This is a genomic window from uncultured Kushneria sp. (genome assembly GCF_947497025.1).
Taxonomy (GTDB): domain Bacteria; phylum Pseudomonadota; class Gammaproteobacteria; order Pseudomonadales; family Halomonadaceae; genus Kushneria.
On sequence record NZ_CANMFC010000002.1, the window covers coordinates 454687 to 470516 of the forward strand.

A 15830-nucleotide genomic window follows, 5' to 3' on the forward strand; every position below is an offset into this window, starting at 1 on the left:
GCTGTTCAGGCCGAGTGACGCATGAAGGGCGTGCCGGCATGATCAGGAAAGCATCAGCATGGGTTTCACGGCCGGATGGCTGTCGTGCCAGATCAGTGCCTGGCGCCAGTCGGTGAGTCTGAAATCCCGTGTTGCGGGCATGTCGATGTCACGCAGCAGCGCCCAGAGGGTTTTAAAGCTCTCCTGCCACTGGAGATGATTCAGCCCGGCAATATGATCACGCAGATGAAAATGACGCACGCGGGCGTTCATGTTGCGCGGACTGATGGGGGCGCCGGAGAGCAGACCATAGGCAACAAAGATGCCTTCGGGCGCCATATGGGTCAGCAGGCGATCGGCCAGCCGCCCGCCGGTGGCATCAAACAGGCGCTCGGCGCGCCCCGCGGCCGCATCGATGGCGGCGTGATCTTCCTGATCCAGGACGTGAACGCCCATGTCGGTCAGCGCCTCGCGGTGATGGGCACTGCGGCAGATGCCGGTCACCGAACGGGCGCCACAGCACAGCGCCCACTGGGCCAGCAGCCGCGCGCAGTTCGAACCGGCCGCGGTCAGGAGCACATGGCATCCTTCTACCGGCCAGCGCCGCAGCATGGCCATGGCCGTCATCGGATTGATCCAGGCCCGCGCCGCTACATGATCGGGGATATCGTCGGGGACGGGCACTGCCAGGCGCGGATCGCAGTCCAGCGACTGCTGCCAGGTGCCGGGCCCACGCAGCGGCAGCACTCGGCGCCCCTTGAGCGCGCGCCATGCACCGTGGGCCTGGGTCACCATGCCCACGCCTTCATGCCCGGCCACCAGCGGCGGCATAACCCGGTGACGATAGGCGCCGGCAATCGGGATCAGATCCGAGGGGTTGATGGGCGCGCAGCTCATGCGTACGCGCATCTGCTCCTGAGGCAGGGGGCCGTCGGGCTGTGGTTCCAGGTGCAACACCTCCAGCGGTGAGCCGAAGCGGTGATAGCGCAGTGCAGGGTCCGGCATATCGGTCATCAGATCAGGGCGGGCATTGGCAGCTGTCATGGGATGTCCTCCTTTTGAATTGTTGTGGTTAAAATAGTCCGATCTGCTGATGAGGCGGTGCAAATCGTGTGGTGTCGAGGCGCTCTTCCTCGCGGCGCCGATTGAGCCCGAGGCGTCGAATACTCAGGCGAAAGCGTTGGGCCAGCAGATCGGCAAAGGGCCCTTCGCCACGCAGGCGATGGCCAAAGCGGCTGTCGTAATCACGTCCGCCGCGCGACTGGCGAATCAGACTCATGACGTGCGCGGCCCGGTCCGGAAAATGCTCGAGCAGCCACTGCTCGAACAGCGGGCGCACTTCAAGGGGCAGGCGCAACAGGGTGTAGCCGGCGCTGGTGGCACCGGCATCAAGGCCCGCCTGCAGAAGTTTCTCCAGTTCCATGTCGTTGATCATGGGGATCATCGGTGCGGTAATGATGCCGACCGGCACCCCCGCCTCGCGCAGCGTACGAATCACCTTCAGTCGCGCACCGGGCGAGGCCGCCCGCGGTTCCATGACCCGCTTGAGATCACTGCTCAGCGTGGTGAAGCTGATAAAGACCCGGACCAGTCGCAGGGCTGCCAGCTCGGTGAGCAGGTCCAGGTCGCGCAGAATCAGCGCGCTACGGGTGGTGATGGTCAGCGGATGTCGATGACGCAGCAGAATTTCGAGCACCTGTCGGCTCAACTGGTGCTGACGCTCGATGGGCTGATAGGGGTCGGTATTGGCGCCCAGCGCGATGGGCTCGCAGACGTAGCCGGGGGCGGCAAGTTCCTCGGTCAGCCGCACGGGCAGGTTGGTGCGGGCAATCAGGCGCGTTTCAAAATCAAGCCCCGGTGACAGATCCCAGTAGGCGTGAGAGGGGCGGGCAAAGCAATAGATGCAGCCGTGCTCACAGCCCCGGTAGGGGTTGAGCGAGCGTGAAAAGGGCATGTCCGGTGACTGATTGCGCGAGATCGCCGTTCGGCTCTGTTCCAGACGTACCTCGGTGGCCCGACTGGCGGGCGCATCCTCCTGCCACCAGCCGTCATCGACCGCCTCAATACGGATACGATCGAAGCGGTGATGCAGATTGCCACTGGCACCGCGGCCGGTCATGGGTCCACCCGACATGGCGAAATCCTCTCTGAGTACTGTTTAAATATACAGTTATTGCAGAGAGAACCCAAGCCACTATTGGCCGTTATACAAAAGGCTACGCCAGTGCCTTTAGATCCTTGAGCAGGTCTTCAAGGCGCGCCTCGGTGAACCCTGAAAAGGAAACCAGCGCCCGCAGCGGCAGGTAGTGGCCCATGGCATCCATCAGGTCGTCACCGCCGTCGCGCGACATCAGGCCGTTGAGCATGGGCAGTTCATCGGCAATATCGGCAAGATGCTGGCGCAGCACCCGGGTGGCGCCCTCATGGCGCTGAAGATCACCCATCAGGATATTGCGATCGATCACGGGCAGCGCCACCGCATCGCCGCGGACCTCAATGCACTGGTTCAGGCGGATGTCGCGGGAGGAGGCGCCGATGCGGACCTCGAAGATGCCGGTGGGCAGGCGCCAGTCGGCACGTTCGGCGTCGTACCAGCAGAAGTCCCGCCGCGACAGCCCCATCTCGATCCGTGCGGTCTCGCCGGGGGCAAGCGTCACCCGATCGAAACCGCGCAGGGCCTGCGCCGCCATCGGCACGCTCTGTGTCCGGTCGCTCAGGTAGAGCTGCACGATCTCGCTGGCCTCCCGCTCGCCGCTGTTGGTGATGTCACAACTGACCGTCAGGCTGCCCTGACCGTCGAAGTCGCTGGCAGAGAGCGTCAGGTTGGCGTAGTCAAAGCGGCTATAGCTCAGGCCGTGACCGAAGGGGAACAGGGGGTCGGTGCCGAGCGTGTCATAGTGGCGATAGCCCACAAAAATACCTTCGCCATAGCGCACCACATCGCTGTCACCGGGGAAGTTGAGATGGGCCGGTGTGTCCTCCAGCCGATGCGGGAAGGTTTCGGCCAGCTTGCCGCTCGGCGAGACCTCGCCATAGAGCAGGTCGGCCAGTGCCGCGCCCACCGCCTGACCGCCCAGATAGCCTTCCAGAATGGCGCTGACCTGCCCGGCCCAGGGCATGGCGATCGGGGCACCGTTGGCCAGCACCACCACGGTGTTGGGCTGTACGCGGGTGACCGCCGCGATCAGGGCGAGCTGGTTGGCCGGCAGGTTCAGATGGGTGCGGTCATAGCCCTCCGATTCGTGACGGTCCGGCAGGCCCAGACAGAGCACGGCGACCTCTGCGGTGCGCGCCCCCTCGGCCGCGGCCTGCTCGAGCCGGGGATCAGGAGTGTCCCGATCGATCTCGAAGCCCTTGAGGTAGTCAAACAGGGCGCCCCGGGTCTCGAGCGCCTCCAGCAGCGGCTCGACACGGGTGGCGTTGACGTGCGAGCTGCCGCCGCCCTGATAGCGCGGGCGCTCGGCAAACTCGCCGATAATCGCCACGCGGCGTTCGTTGGACAGCGGCAGGATGCCATCGTTTTGCAGCAGGACCATGCTCTCGCAGGCGATGCGTCGGGCGAGCTGATGATGGGCGTCGGCGTCGAATTCGGCGCTTTCCTGGCGCGCATCGACGGCCCTGAAGGTGATGCGCAAAAGCCGCTCGACGGCGCGATCCAGCACCGCCTCCTCCAGCCGGCCCTCTCTGACGGCCGCGACGATCTGCGCATCACGCTCACCGCCGGAGGCGGGCATCTCGAGCTCCATGCCGGCTTCAAGGCCCGGCACGCGCTCGTTGACCGCGCCCCAGTCAGACACCACGAAGCCTTCAAAGCCCCATTCATCGCGCAAAATCGTGGTCAGAAGCCGCGCATGTTCGCTGCAGTACTCGCCGTTAAGCCGGTTATAGGCGCACATCACCGTCCAGGGCTGTGCTTCCTTTACCGCATGTTCAAAGCTTGCCAGGTAGATCTCGCGCAGGGTGCGTTCGTCGATGCGGGCATCCACCGACATGCGGCGATGCTCCTGATTGTTGGCGGCAAAATGCTTGAGCGAGCTGCCCACCCCGCGCGACTGGGTGCCGCGAATATGGGCAGCGGCCAGATGCGAGGAGAGCAGCGGGTCTTCGGAGAAGTACTCGAAGTTGCGCCCGCACAGCGGCGAGCGCTTGATGTTGGCCCCCGGCCCCAGCACCACATGCAGCCCCTCGGCCTGGGCTTCATCCCCCAGTGCAGCGCCAAGCTGCTCGAGCAGCTCGACACTCCAGGAGCTGGCAAGACCCGCCGCCGTGGGGAAGCAGGTGGCCGGCCTGCTGTCATTGACGCCCAGATGATCCTGCTCCTCACCCTGCGCGCGCAGTCCATGTGGTCCGTCGGAAAGATTGATCGCGGGGATGCCCAGGCGCTCGACGGCTTTCGTGCGCCAGAATTGATCCCCCGAGCACAGGCCGGCCTTCTCCTCCAGCGTCATCCGGGAAATCAGTCTTTTCAGGGTGCTCATGCAGTGGCTTCCTTGTGGGTCAGAGGGGGAGCGAGTAGATTTATGCCGCCGTGGGCTTGGCCGTGCGGATCTCGGCCATGCGGCGATCCCCCAGCGGGTAGATCAGCATCAGCGCCGCCACCCCGAGCGCGCCCACGGCCGGTAGCACGCTCATCATGGACTTGATCAGCACCAGCACGGTCTCGCTCTGCTCGGTATTGGGGGTATAGCCATAGATACTGAACAGCACGCCGGTCACAAGCCCGCCGATGCTCATGCCGAATTTATGGCTGAAGGTGACGGCGCTGGTGGTGCCGGTGGCACGGCGGCCGCTTTGGTACTCCACGTAATCGGCGATATCACCGACCATCGCCCACATGGTGGGCGCGATAATGCCGTTGATGAACTTGGCGGCCATGAAGGCGGCAAAGTAGAACGCCGCGCCCAGGTCAGCCGCCATGAAAAAGCTGGCCAGCGCGACGCCGTAGGCCAGGTTGGCGCCGATCATGACGCGGCGCTTGCAGAAGCGACGCATCACCAGCTGATTGAAGATTACCCCCGCCACCATGCTGGCGTAGCCCATGGCCAGAAACAGCGACACCGAGGATTCTTTACCCAGGTAGTATTTGAAGAAGTAGATGGCCGCCGAGTCCGGCATCAGCATGAGGGTGAAGATCAGGATGCTGGTGGCGAACATGATCCAGAACGGCCGGGCCCGGGCGATGTGGGCAAGGCTTTCAAGCGGGTTGCTGGCGCTGTCACCCTCCACGTAACGCTCGCGCACGCCCTTGAAGGTCAGCAGGAACACGGCAAAGGTGATCGCGCCATAAAGGGCGTAGGTCAGCGCGAAGCCACGCTGCTCATCGCCATCGCCCAGCCATCCCACCAGCGGCAGCGTGGCATAGCTGATCACCACAAAGGCGATGTAGGAGAGCAGCATGCGGTAGTTGGTCAGCTGGCGGCGCTCGTCGTTGTCGGTGGTCATCGACACCGGCAGCGCCGAGTAGGGAATATTGACCAGCGTATAAAGCCCCATCAGCGTGATGTAGGTCACAAAGGCGTAAATGATGCGGCCGTTTTCACTCAGTGCAGGGGTCGTAAAGGTCAGGGCCAGCATGGCCCCGAGCGGCAGCGAGAAAAAGAGCAGATAAGGGCGCAGCCGGCCAAAACGGGTGCGGGTGCGATCGGCCAGCAGACCTACGGCCGGATCGGTGACAGCGTCCCACAGTCGGGTCACCAGAAACAGCGTCCCGACCAGCGCCGGGCTGATGCCGAACACGTCGGTGTAGAAGTACATCAGATACAGCGATAGCGAGGCCCACGTGAAGGCACTGGCAAAGTCACCCAGCCCGTAACTCAGTTTCTCCTGCACGTTCAGCATTGAGACATCCTTGTCGTCGATGGGCGTCCATGAAACCGGTTTCATGATGGCGCGTCGAGCGCCATCCCACTATGCGACCTTGGAAGCAGTGTCGGTAAGGCGACGACAGGCAAGGGGCCGGCGACGTCTGCTTGCCGTGACGCATGGCATCTGGTCAAGTAGCCGGATCATTCAAGGGACAACATTATGCCGACCATTCGCGAGGTTGCCGCGCACGCCGGCGTCTCTCCTGCCACGGTGTCTCGCGTCATGAAGGGTGAGGTGCCGGTCAGCGCCGACACCAGGGCCCGTGTCGAGGTCGCCATCAGCGCCATGGGGTATGCCCCCAACGCCTTTGCCCGCTCGCTGGCCTCCAACCGGCTGGAGGGGGTAGGACTGGTGATTTCGCATCTGGCCGGCCCCTTCATGGGACGGGTGATGATGACGCTGGAGGCGACGCTGCGCCGCGCCAATGTCTCCCTGCTGGTGGCCTCCGGTGGCGGTGAAGCGGCACGTGAGCAGGAGGCCGTGAACTTTCTGCTGGGGCGACGCTGTGACGGGCTGATCGTGCATGCCGATGCACTCTCCGATGAGACCCTGACAGCGCTGGCCACCACCACGCCACTGGTGGTGTTCAATCGACGGGTGCCGGACATTGACGCGCACTGCATCTCTCTGGACAACGAGTACGGCGGTTATCTGGCCACCCGTCATCTGCTGGACCAGGGGCATCAAAGCATCGCCTGTCTGACCGGGCCGCTGCGACAGCAGGACGCGGCCGAACGCCTAGCCGGCTATCAAAGGGCCCTGCACGAACGGGGCATTCCGGTGGACGAGCAGGCCATCATCGAGGGCGATTTCACCGAGCAGGGGGGCGAGCAGGGCATGATGACGCTACTGGCGCGGGAGATGGCCGTTACGGCGGTAGTGGCCGGCAACGACGACATGGCGCTGGGCGCCATGACGATCCTGCGGGCGCGAGGGGTGGCGGTGCCTCGAGCCATGTCGCTGGTAGGTTATGACAATGAAGCCTGTGCCCGACATGTCGTGCCGGCCCTGACGACCGTTCATGCCCCCCTCGAGGAGATGGCGCAGGCGGCCGCCGAGCGGCTTCTCAAGCTGATTGCGGGCGCCTCGCTGCCGGCCTCGACGCCTTTCATGCCCACCTTGATCGAGCGGGAGACGGTCGGCCCGTGGAGGACATGATCATTTCTGCCGGGGGGCGATGCCTCCAGCGGGAGCACCCCTGACGGGCGCCCTTTTGAGCCGCCTGATATTGATGATGGCGATCCCGCCGACCACCAGGGCGCCGCCGATGAGCTTGTTGAGCGCCATGCTCTCGTCCAGCATCAGCACGCCCAGCAGCACCACCACGACCGGGGTCAGCAGCGACAGCGGAATGAGACGTGCTACCGAATGCCGTCGCAGCAGGGTGTTCCACAGGCCATAGGCGAGGATCGAGGACATCACGGCGCTGTAGATGACCGCCCCCCAGCCGCGCCAGCCGGCCTGGGTCATGGCCATCCACTGATGCTGTTCGAATATGAGTGACCCCATCCCGACCAGCGGAATGGCAAACATCGACAGCCAGCCGGCCATGGTCAGCGGCGCGATCTCCGGGCCCGTCTTGACCAGCAGGTTGGTAATCGCCCAGCCCAGTGCGCTCAACAGCAGCAGCGTGAGCGCCAGCGGGCCGGGCAGGGTGGGCCCGCCGGCCAGCACCACCACGCCGGAAAAGGAGACCAGCATGCCGAGCACCGGCTTCAACCGCAGACGCTCCTTCAAAAAGATGGCGGCCAGAATGGTGGCAAAGGGCGTCCCCAGCTGTACCAGCAGGGCCCCGGTGCCGGCTTCGGCGTAGTTGAGGCCGATGAACAGAAAACCAAAGTGCATCAGACCGAAACTGGCAGCCAGCTTCAGCACCAGCGGCAGCTGTACCCGCGTGATCCGGGTGAAGGGCACGATCAGTGCGGCCACCAGTACAAAGCGCAGGGTCGTCAGCAGCAGTGGCGGCATCTCATCAAGGCCCAGCTTGATCATGATGTTATTGAACGCCCAGACCAGAATGACGACCAGCACCAGATAGAAATCGCGAAGAGGCACGGTGGCTCCCGAGTGGAAAAGGACGCCTCGCTGACGTGATGACAGGTGAGGTCAGCTTATTCTAGCAGGGCATCACCGGCGTACGTCAGATGAACTGGGGGGAGCGATATGTCCCGGCGGTCTCGGTCAGCGGCCGGCACGCAGAAAAGCGTGGACGCCAGCGTCTTCGGCGGTAAGCTTGTCAGCCGTTTCAACGACCCTGAACAGCACGACGGCAGGAGAAGGCATCATGCGTTACTGGCAGCAAATGGCAGGCATCGGTCTGCTGGCACTGGGACTGGGTGGCTGTGAAAGCGTGCAGCGAATGGCGCAGAACATTCCCGGCGCCGGGCATATCCCGGGGCTTTCCAGCCAGCGTCCGGTCGAGGCGACCGTGCCTAGGCAGGTCCCCTTCCCGGCCGACACCTACGCTGCCCTGCCCAGGACCGGTACCGCGACCATCAAGGGTCGTCTGGCCTATCAGTTGACCTCGGGGCAGACCGTCTACGGCGATCACGAGAAGGTTTCGATCGCGCCGGCGACCGAGTACTCGGCCGAAGCCGCCGACAAGGCACTGGCGGGTCAGCGCGTCGAGCCGGCGGACCCGCGCGCTCAGGCCTATACCCATGTGATCACTACTGACGCCAACGGCTACTTTACCGCCACCGGCATTCCGGCTGGCACCTTTTACGTCGCCGGCACCGTGGCGCTCCCCGATGGTCAGGGGCGCAGCCCGTTCATTCTCAAGCAGGTGCGGGTAAAGGACGGCGGCTCGGTCAGGGTGGATCTGAGTCGGTGATCCATCGCAGTGGGCGCCAGTAGCCCTTTGGTTATCGCACCCCGTTTATCGGAGAACATTGATGAAAGCCGCCATGCTAGCGCCTGCTGCCGTATTGATCCTGTGGTCACTGGTCATGCTGTTCTGGATGGCCTTCAGTCGTTTCAGAGCGATGAAGGCTACCGGCAGCGATCTGACAACAGCCCGTCCGGGAGGACGCGGTCAGGATCTGGAGGGCGTGCTGCCCGAGCGCGCCAACTGGAAAGCGCACAATTACACCCATCTGATGGAGCAGCCCACGATCTTTTATCCGGCGGTCATCATTCTGGCCATGATGGGCGCCAGTCCCGTGGATGTCTTCTTGGCCTGGGGGTATGTGTTGTTTCGCATCATCCACTCCGTTTATCAGGCCACCGCCAATCGAGTCGCGGTGCGCTTTCCGCTGTTTCTGGTATCGACCATCGCCCTGGTCTGGCTTGCCGTGCGGGCGGTGGTGGTCACGCTGTTTTCTTCCGGTGGGGTCTGACAGGCGGTTCACTCACTCCTTATCGGTATATCACGATCGTAGGTCGTGATCTCGAAAGGGTTGCTGTCGGGGTCATTGAAATAGAGCGACCAGGCCACCTGGTGATCCTCGATCCGGGGTGGCAAGGGCAGCTGCTGCGACAGCCAATTCTGCCACTGACAAAACTGATGGCCGCTGACGCCAAGTGCGATGGTGGATCGAACGTTGATGGGCGCACGCTCGAACAACGACAGGCAGATGGCGCCGGTGCCATCAGCGATGATCAACGGACCCTTCGGATCATCGGCCCAGAACGCCAGCGCAGCGACACGCTCAAGACCCAGCACCTGCTGATACCAGCGCTCGGCAGCCGTGCGGTCGGTGACAAATACATGGATGTGATCGATGCGACTCAGTGATGGCGGCATGAGGTGATTTCCCTGACCTGTGAGCGGTTGGCACATCCTGAAGGGTAATAAAAAACCGGCGCCCTGAGGCGCCGGTTTTGGTATGGCCTGTCATCGCTGACAGTCACGCATTAACGCTTCAGCTCTTTTTGGAGAGTGTGGCGAGTGCGTCATTGAGGATGCGGCTCGGACGCATGGCCTGGCCGGCCAGTTCGATGTCCGGGTGATAGTAGCCCTTGATCTCGACCGCCTTGCCCTGCACGCCGTTAAGCTCATCGAGGATCGCCTGCTCGTTATTGCTGAGCGTTTCATAAAGCTCGCCGAAGAGCCTTTTGAGCTCGGCATCGTCGTTCTGTTCGGACAGTGCCTTCGCCCAGTACAGCGCCAGATAGAAGTGGCTGCCGCGGTTATCCAGCTCACCGGTCTTGCGTTTGGGCGACTTGTCGCTGTCCAGAAACTCGCCGTTGGCGCGATCCAGCGCGTTGGCCAGCACGAGGGCGCGCTGGTTATCAAACGTCTTGCCCAGATGCTCCAGCGACGCCGCCAGCGCGAGGAATTCACCGAGGGAATCCCAGCGCAGATGGTTTTCTTCCACCAGCTGCTGCACGTGCTTGGGCGCGGAGCCACCGGCGCCGGTCTCGAACAGGCCACCGCCGTTCATCAGCGGCACAATCGAGAGCATCTTGGCACTGGTGCCCAGCTCCATGATCGGGAACAGGTCGGTGAGGTAGTCACGCAGCACATTACCGGTGACCGAGATGGTGTCCTCGCCGCGACGCGTGCGCTCCAGGGTGTACCGCATGGCCTCGACCGGCGCCATGATCTGGATATCCAGACCGCTGGTGTCGTGATCCTTCAGGTACTGCTCGACCTTCTTGATCATCTGCGCGTCGTGGGCGCGCGCGCTGTCGAGCCAGAAGATCGCCGGCGTCTGGCTGTCGCGGGCACGGGTCACGGCGAGCTTCACCCAGTCCTGGATCGGCGCGTCCTTTGTCTGACACATGCGCCAGATGTCCTCGCGCTCGACCGCGTGCTCGAACAGCACGTTGCCGTTCTCTTCCGTGACACGTACGGTGCCGTCGGCCGGAATCTGGAAGGTCTTGTCGTGGGAGCCGTACTCTTCGGCCTTCTGGGCCATCAGGCCGACATTGGGCACGCTGCCCATGGTGGTCGGATCGAAGGCGCCGTTTTTCTGGCAGTCCTCGATGGTGGCCTGATAGATGGTGGCGTAGCAGCGGTCCGGGATCACGGCCTTGGCATCGTGACGCGCATCGTCTGCGCCCCACATCTTGCCGGAGTCACGAATCATCGCCGGCATGGAGGCGTCGATGATGACATCACTGGGCACGTGCAGGTTGGTGATGCCCTTGCTGGAATCGACCATCGCCAGCGACGGACGCGCCTTGTAAAGCGCCTCGATGTCGGCCTTGATCGCGTCCTGCTGGTCAGAAGGCAGTGAGGAGAGCGCCGAGTAGAGATCGCCCACGCCACTGTTGGGGCTGAAGCCGGCGTTCTTGAGGGCATCGCCGTGCTTTTCCAGCACGTCACGATAGAACTCATCGACCACGATGCCGAACATGATCGGGTCGGAGACCTTCATCATGGTGGCTTTCAGGTGCAGCGAGAACAGGACACCCTTCTGGCGGGCATCCTCGATCTGCTCGCGAATGAACGCACGCAGCTGGCGGCTGCTCATGCTGGCGCCATCGACGATTTCACCCTCGGTGACCGCGACCTTCTCCTTGAGCACGGTCGTGGTGCCGTCGTTCTGGACCAGCTCGATCTTCAGATTGCCGGCCCGGTCGATCACGGCGGACTGTTCGCTGCCGTAGAAATCGCCTTCGCTCATGTGAGCGACATGGGACTTCGAGTCCTTCGACCACTCGCCCATGCGGTGCGGGTACTTCTTCGCGTAGTTCTTGACCGATTTCGGCGCGCGACGATCGGAGTTGCCTTCACGCAGGACCGGATTGACGGCACTGCCCTTGACGCGGTCAAAGCGGGCGCGAATGTCCTTCTCTTCATCGCTTGACGGCGACTCGGGGTAGTCGGGGATGGCGTAGCCCTGACCCTGCAGCTCCTTGACGGCCGCCTTGAGCTGGGGCACCGAGGCGCTGATATTGGGCAGCTTGATGATGTTGGCTTCCGGCGTTTTGGCCAGATCGCCCAGCTCGGCCAGATGATCGCCGATCTTCTGATCATCCTTCAGATAATCGGGGAACTGCGCCAGAATGCGGCCGGCGAGTGAAATATCACGGGTTTCAACGATAATGCCGGCGGAGTCGGTAAAGGCATCCACAATGGGGAGCAGCGAATGGGTGGCCAGCGCAGGTGCTTCGTCGGTGAGGGTGTAGATGATTTTCGGCGTGTTGGACATCCTGGTATAAACCTCTCTTGTCACTGCGATTGCATGGGATACATGACGGTTGCATGAAGCTGGAGCGGTACGCAGTGGTCGTGCAAGGGCAGTCTATCGTCTGTCTTCGCACCCACTCGCCCGACGAATGAGTCTTGCCTGCGAAGCGCCCGGAACCCATGGGGCTGCAGGCGCCCATGGACCAGCGATCCGATCATGGCGAGTATAACAGCGCACCCCGAGATGCGCATGGGCAGGGCGGTGTCGGCAGCATGGGCGCTCGCCACGGGAGGTGATCACCCCGATAGGCCAGTCTTCGATCTCAAAGAATTTGTTATGAAGTGTCAGCAGGGCTTGGTTAATCGTTGAGCCTTTCTATACTGAAAGGGTATTCGCTGAATAAAGTAGTCATTCATTGCAGGAGGCAATATGAAAGCGACATGGATAGCACCCTTCGTTCTGGCACTGGCCACCACCCCGGCTTTGGCCGGTGAACAGTCCGGCTCTACCGGGCAGGCGACCAACAGCACCAGTACGTCCTCTCAGCAGGGCCAGACAGGCTCTGGCAGCATGACGGACAACATGAAACAGAAAGCGGGTGAAAAGGCCGGTCACAAGATTGATCAGCACACCGGGTCTGGCAGCTCAAACAGCCAGTCGAGCATGGGTTCCGGCAGCATGAAGCAGAAGGCCGGCGAAAAGGCCAAACAGAAAATCGACAGCCGCACAGGTTCCAATACCTCTGGCACCGGCAGTATGGAAGGTTCCGGTAGCAATACGACCGGCTCAAATAATATGGGCACTTCCGATTCCGACAGCGCCACGACCTCGCAGTAAATGTTCCGCGCTTTGTTGAGCGCAATCGATAACTGCGATAAAAGCGTCCCTGCCATGAGGCAGGGACGCTTTTATGTGTCAGGCTTTATCTCGTCTGAAGACAACAGGTCGGACGTTAAACGCTCGTGCAGGCTCGCGTTTCGTTGCTGATGATCAGCATCGTCTGGTACGCCAGCCCACGCAATCAACGACAGGGTGAACAGGGAAAGCCATGGGCTGGAGCCTGCAGGATCAAAAACAGCGTCTCGGTGACCGGCTTACCGCACTGATGGATCATCGCCGGGCCATCTGGCTGCTGTTTGTGGCCTCGATACTGGAAACCCTGATCGTCCCGATTCCGATTGAAACGATTCTGATTCCCTGGATGGTGATGCGCCCGGAAAAGCGCTGGCGACTGGCCACGGTGGCCCTGGCGGGCAATCTGCTGGCCGCTGCGATCGGCTACGGGCTGGGCGCCTGGGCCATGGGCCAGTTCGGCGATCAGTTGATTGCGCTTTTTGGGGGGCAGCAGGCGTTCAACGATTTCGATCAGCGCTTCAGCGATAACGGTTTTCTGGCCGTGCTCTCCATTGGTGTCATCCCGATTCCTTTTCAGATCGCCATGCTGGTCGCCGGCAGCACCAGCTATGCCTTCCCCCTGTTCATGCTGGCCGCACTGCTGGCCCGCGGCGCGCGCTATTTTGGACTGGCGCTTTTGGTGCACTTTTTCGGCGATCGGGCGCTCAGGCTCTGGAAACGCCATGAACGCACCATGATGGTCGTGCTGGTCGTCGCGGTAGTGGGCTATCTGATCTACAAGGGCGTTGGCATGATGGGCGGTGGCGCCGGCTGAGACGGTCGCGACAGCAGCGCTGTTTAAAAATAATGCCACCTTTTGAAGGTGGCATTATTGTCTCCGGCATGTTTGCCCACGCTTCACCAGGCGGCGCGTCAGCCGATGTCATCCCTGCCAAGCACGACCAGACGATTGGGCAGCTCGTTGCGCTCGTGGGTGGCGGGCACGTGGGTCTTCAATAGACCACCGCAGGCCTGAATGCAGTCCAGAAAGCCCTGCTGGGTCTGACCGGCGCGCACCTTTTGAGTGAAATCAGCAACGATGTCGGCCCATGCGGCGTTGTCCAGCCGGCTGGAAATGCCCTGATCCACCAGAATCTCGACATAGCGCTCGGCTTCAGAGACAAAGATCAGCACGCCGGTGCCATCCTGCGTACGGTGCAGGTTCTGCTCGAGAAACTGGCGCCGGGCGAGGTTGCCCGCGCGCCAGAAACGCACATGCCGCGGGATCAGTCTTGTAATGACCCCGGGCAGGCGAAAGATGGCCGCCAGCACCACAAACAAAACCCACTGCACCAAAAGCACCATCCAGGGGCCGGTCCAGAAGACATCAAGCCCGAACCAGCCGGCCAGAACGGCCAGCGCCCCGGGCACGATCAGGGCCACCAGCCCCGCCCACAGCAGCGGGATATAGGCGTAGTCGTCCGCCCGGGGGGCCAGTACCGTGACGATCTCGGCATCGGTGTCGCGCTCGACGCGGGCAATCGCCTCGCCCACCTCGCGCTGTTCGTGCTCTTTAAGTAGTGACATACCGCGTTATCCCTGTTTGATCGCGACCATTACCAGCCGCCGGAAGCACCGCCGCCGCCGAAGCCGCCGCCACCGCTGAAACCACCACCGCCGAGACCGCCGCCCGACCGGCCCCCTCCACCGAGCGCCCCGCCCAGCAGCATGCCACCGAGCAGACCGCCTCGTCCTCCACGACCGCCGCCGCCTCGAACGATCATCAAAACGATGAACATCAGGATCGTCAGCCAGATGCCGGCACCGCCGAGCTCACGGGACTCGTTGGCGCCGCGCTCGGGACGCTGGGAAGCCTGCGCCAGCGGGTCGCCACCCAGTACCTGGATCATGGCCTGACTGCCCTCGACGATGCCGCGAGCATAGTCGCCGTCACGAAAGGCCGGCGTGATCACCTGGTTGATGATGGCGGAGGACTGCGCATCGGTCAGACGTCCTTCCAGGCCGTAGCCGACCTCGATGCGCACCTGGCGCTCATCAAGGGCCACGATCAAAAGGGCGCCGTTGTCTTCGCCCTCCTGGCCGATGCCCCAGGCGCGGCCAAGCTGATAGCCGTACTGCTCGATGGGCTCTCCGCCCAGATCGGGCAGTGTCACCACCACGACCTGCTCACCGGTGGCCTCTTCATGGGCCGCCAGTGTCTGAGAGAGCTTCGTTTCGGTGTCTGTATCGAGCAGTTCGGCGTTGTCCACCACGCGCCCGGTCAGTTCTGGAAAGTCGGGGGCAGCCTGGGCGGCTGCCGTGCACAGCAGCAGCACAACACCGAGGGTTAGCGAGCGTGTCAGTTGTCTCAAGTCATCACCTGTGGCATCAGAAGTTCACCTGCGGCGCCTGGTCTGCGTTTTCAGCAGTGGCCTCGAAGTTCTCGCGGATCGGCATGTCGCTGTACATCAGCTTGTGCCAGATGCTGCCCGGGAAGGTACGGATCTCGGTGTTATACGCCTCGACCGCCTGAATGAAATCGCGCCGTGCGACCGCAATCCGGTTTTCCGTGCCTTCAAGCTGGGACTGCAGCGCCAGGAAGTTCTGATTCGACTTGAGCTCCGGATAGCGCTCCGATACCGCCATCAGACGACTCAATGCGCCGCTCAGCTGGCGCTGCGCCTGCTGAAACTGCTGAAGCTGTTCGGGGTCGTTGAGCGTATCGGCATCGACCTGAATCGAGGTCGCCTTCGAGCGCGCCTCGATCACGGCCGTCAGCGTCTCCTGCTCCTGACTGGCATAGCCCTTCACCGTCTCGACCAGATTGGGGATCAGATCGGCGCGGCGCTGGTACTGGTTCTCGACCTGGGACCAGGCGGATTTCACTTGTTCATCCAGCGTTGGAATCCTGTTGATGCCACAGCCTGAGAGGGCGAAGCACAGACACAAAAGTGCCAGCCACTGCCAGTGATGGGGGCGCACGCGGGGACGAGGTGAAAAAGAGCGATCGTAATACATGGGCATGAGTCGGGTCTCGAACGAACGGGCTTGAGGATTCTATGCAGATAACCC

General features: G+C 62.6%; 15 protein-coding genes. 5 read left to right on the forward strand and 10 right to left on the reverse strand.

The features are described from left to right. Nucleotides 1–42 precede the first annotated feature (42 nt). The 4 genes from Q0931_RS05390 to Q0931_RS05405 form a co-directional block, all read right to left on the reverse strand. The gene (locus Q0931_RS05390) at nt 43–1023 is read right to left on the reverse strand and encodes a zinc-dependent alcohol dehydrogenase family protein (protein ID WP_299258018.1); all 981 of its coding nucleotides are present in this window, start codon (nt 1021–1023) and stop codon (nt 43–45) included. Nucleotides 1024–1051: 28 nt separating this feature from the next. Next, nucleotides 1052–2113, reverse strand: coding sequence for a PA0069 family radical SAM protein (locus tag Q0931_RS05395; RefSeq protein WP_299258020.1), 1062 nt, complete (start codon nt 2111–2113; stop codon nt 1052–1054). Between the two features lie 82 nt (nt 2114–2195). After that, nucleotides 2196–4457, reverse strand: a complete 2262-nt coding sequence (locus Q0931_RS05400) for a glycoside hydrolase family 3 C-terminal domain-containing protein (RefSeq protein WP_299258022.1) — start codon at nt 4455–4457, stop codon at nt 2196–2198. Between the two features lie 40 nt (nt 4458–4497). Beyond that, nucleotides 4498–5862: an MFS transporter gene (locus Q0931_RS05405; protein ID WP_299258024.1), complete on the reverse strand. Its 1365-nt coding sequence runs from the start codon at nt 5860–5862 to the stop codon at nt 4498–4500. A 141-nt stretch (nt 5863–6003) separates the two neighbouring features. On the opposite strand from Q0931_RS05405, the gene Q0931_RS05410 reads away from it, so the two are divergent. Next, entirely contained in the window at nt 6004–7002 is a 999-nt protein-coding gene (locus tag Q0931_RS05410; protein ID WP_299258026.1) for a LacI family DNA-binding transcriptional regulator, read from the forward strand. Here Q0931_RS05410 and Q0931_RS05415 read toward each other — a convergent pair whose 3' ends face one another. Beyond that, nucleotides 7003–7899 carry an EamA family transporter gene (locus Q0931_RS05415; RefSeq protein WP_299258028.1) on the reverse strand — a complete coding sequence of 299 codons (897 nt, stop codon included), beginning with the start codon at nt 7897–7899 and terminating at the stop codon, nt 7003–7005. Nucleotides 7900–8128: 229 nt separating this feature from the next. On the opposite strand from Q0931_RS05415, the gene Q0931_RS05420 reads away from it, so the two are divergent. Next, nucleotides 8129–8677, forward strand: coding sequence for a carboxypeptidase-like regulatory domain-containing protein (locus tag Q0931_RS05420; protein WP_299258030.1), 549 nt, complete (start codon nt 8129–8131; stop codon nt 8675–8677). Nucleotides 8678–8738: 61 nt separating this feature from the next. Further along, nucleotides 8739–9182, forward strand: coding sequence for an MAPEG family protein (locus Q0931_RS05425; RefSeq protein ID WP_299258032.1), 444 nt, complete (start codon nt 8739–8741; stop codon nt 9180–9182). An 8-nt stretch (nt 9183–9190) separates the two neighbouring features. Here Q0931_RS05425 and Q0931_RS05430 read toward each other — a convergent pair whose 3' ends face one another. Both Q0931_RS05430 and Q0931_RS05435 read right to left on the reverse strand, forming a co-directional pair. Then, the gene (locus tag Q0931_RS05430) at nt 9191–9589 is read right to left on the reverse strand and encodes a VOC family protein (protein ID WP_299258034.1); all 399 of its coding nucleotides are present in this window, start codon (nt 9587–9589) and stop codon (nt 9191–9193) included. Nucleotides 9590–9707: 118 nt separating this feature from the next. Then, nucleotides 9708–11945 (reverse strand): NADP-dependent isocitrate dehydrogenase, encoded by a 2238-nt coding sequence (locus Q0931_RS05435; protein WP_299258036.1) that lies wholly within the window; start codon nt 11943–11945, stop codon nt 9708–9710. A 408-nt stretch (nt 11946–12353) separates the two neighbouring features. On the opposite strand from Q0931_RS05435, the gene Q0931_RS05440 reads away from it, so the two are divergent. Continuing rightward, nucleotides 12354–12761 carry a hypothetical protein gene (locus tag Q0931_RS05440; RefSeq protein WP_299258038.1) on the forward strand — a complete coding sequence of 136 codons (408 nt, stop codon included), beginning with the start codon at nt 12354–12356 and terminating at the stop codon, nt 12759–12761. Nucleotides 12762–12972: 211 nt separating this feature from the next. Beyond that, nucleotides 12973–13593: a VTT domain-containing protein gene (locus Q0931_RS05445; RefSeq protein WP_299258040.1), complete on the forward strand. Its 621-nt coding sequence runs from the start codon at nt 12973–12975 to the stop codon at nt 13591–13593. Nucleotides 13594–13691: 98 nt separating this feature from the next. Here Q0931_RS05445 and Q0931_RS05450 read toward each other — a convergent pair whose 3' ends face one another. From Q0931_RS05450 to Q0931_RS05460, 3 genes are read right to left on the reverse strand one after another with little or no spacing between them, the layout of a single operon-like run. After that, nucleotides 13692–14345 (reverse strand): TPM domain-containing protein, encoded by a 654-nt coding sequence (locus tag Q0931_RS05450; protein WP_299258042.1) that lies wholly within the window; start codon nt 14343–14345, stop codon nt 13692–13694. A gap of 29 nt (nt 14346–14374) precedes the next feature. Then, the gene (locus Q0931_RS05455; RefSeq protein WP_299258044.1) at nt 14375–15130 is read right to left on the reverse strand and encodes a TPM domain-containing protein; all 756 of its coding nucleotides are present in this window, start codon (nt 15128–15130) and stop codon (nt 14375–14377) included. Nucleotides 15131–15146: 16 nt separating this feature from the next. Continuing rightward, a complete protein-coding gene (locus Q0931_RS05460; RefSeq protein ID WP_299258046.1) occupies nt 15147–15782 on the reverse strand; it encodes a LemA family protein in 636 nt (211 codons plus the stop codon). Between the last annotated feature and the right edge of the window lie 48 nt (nt 15783–15830).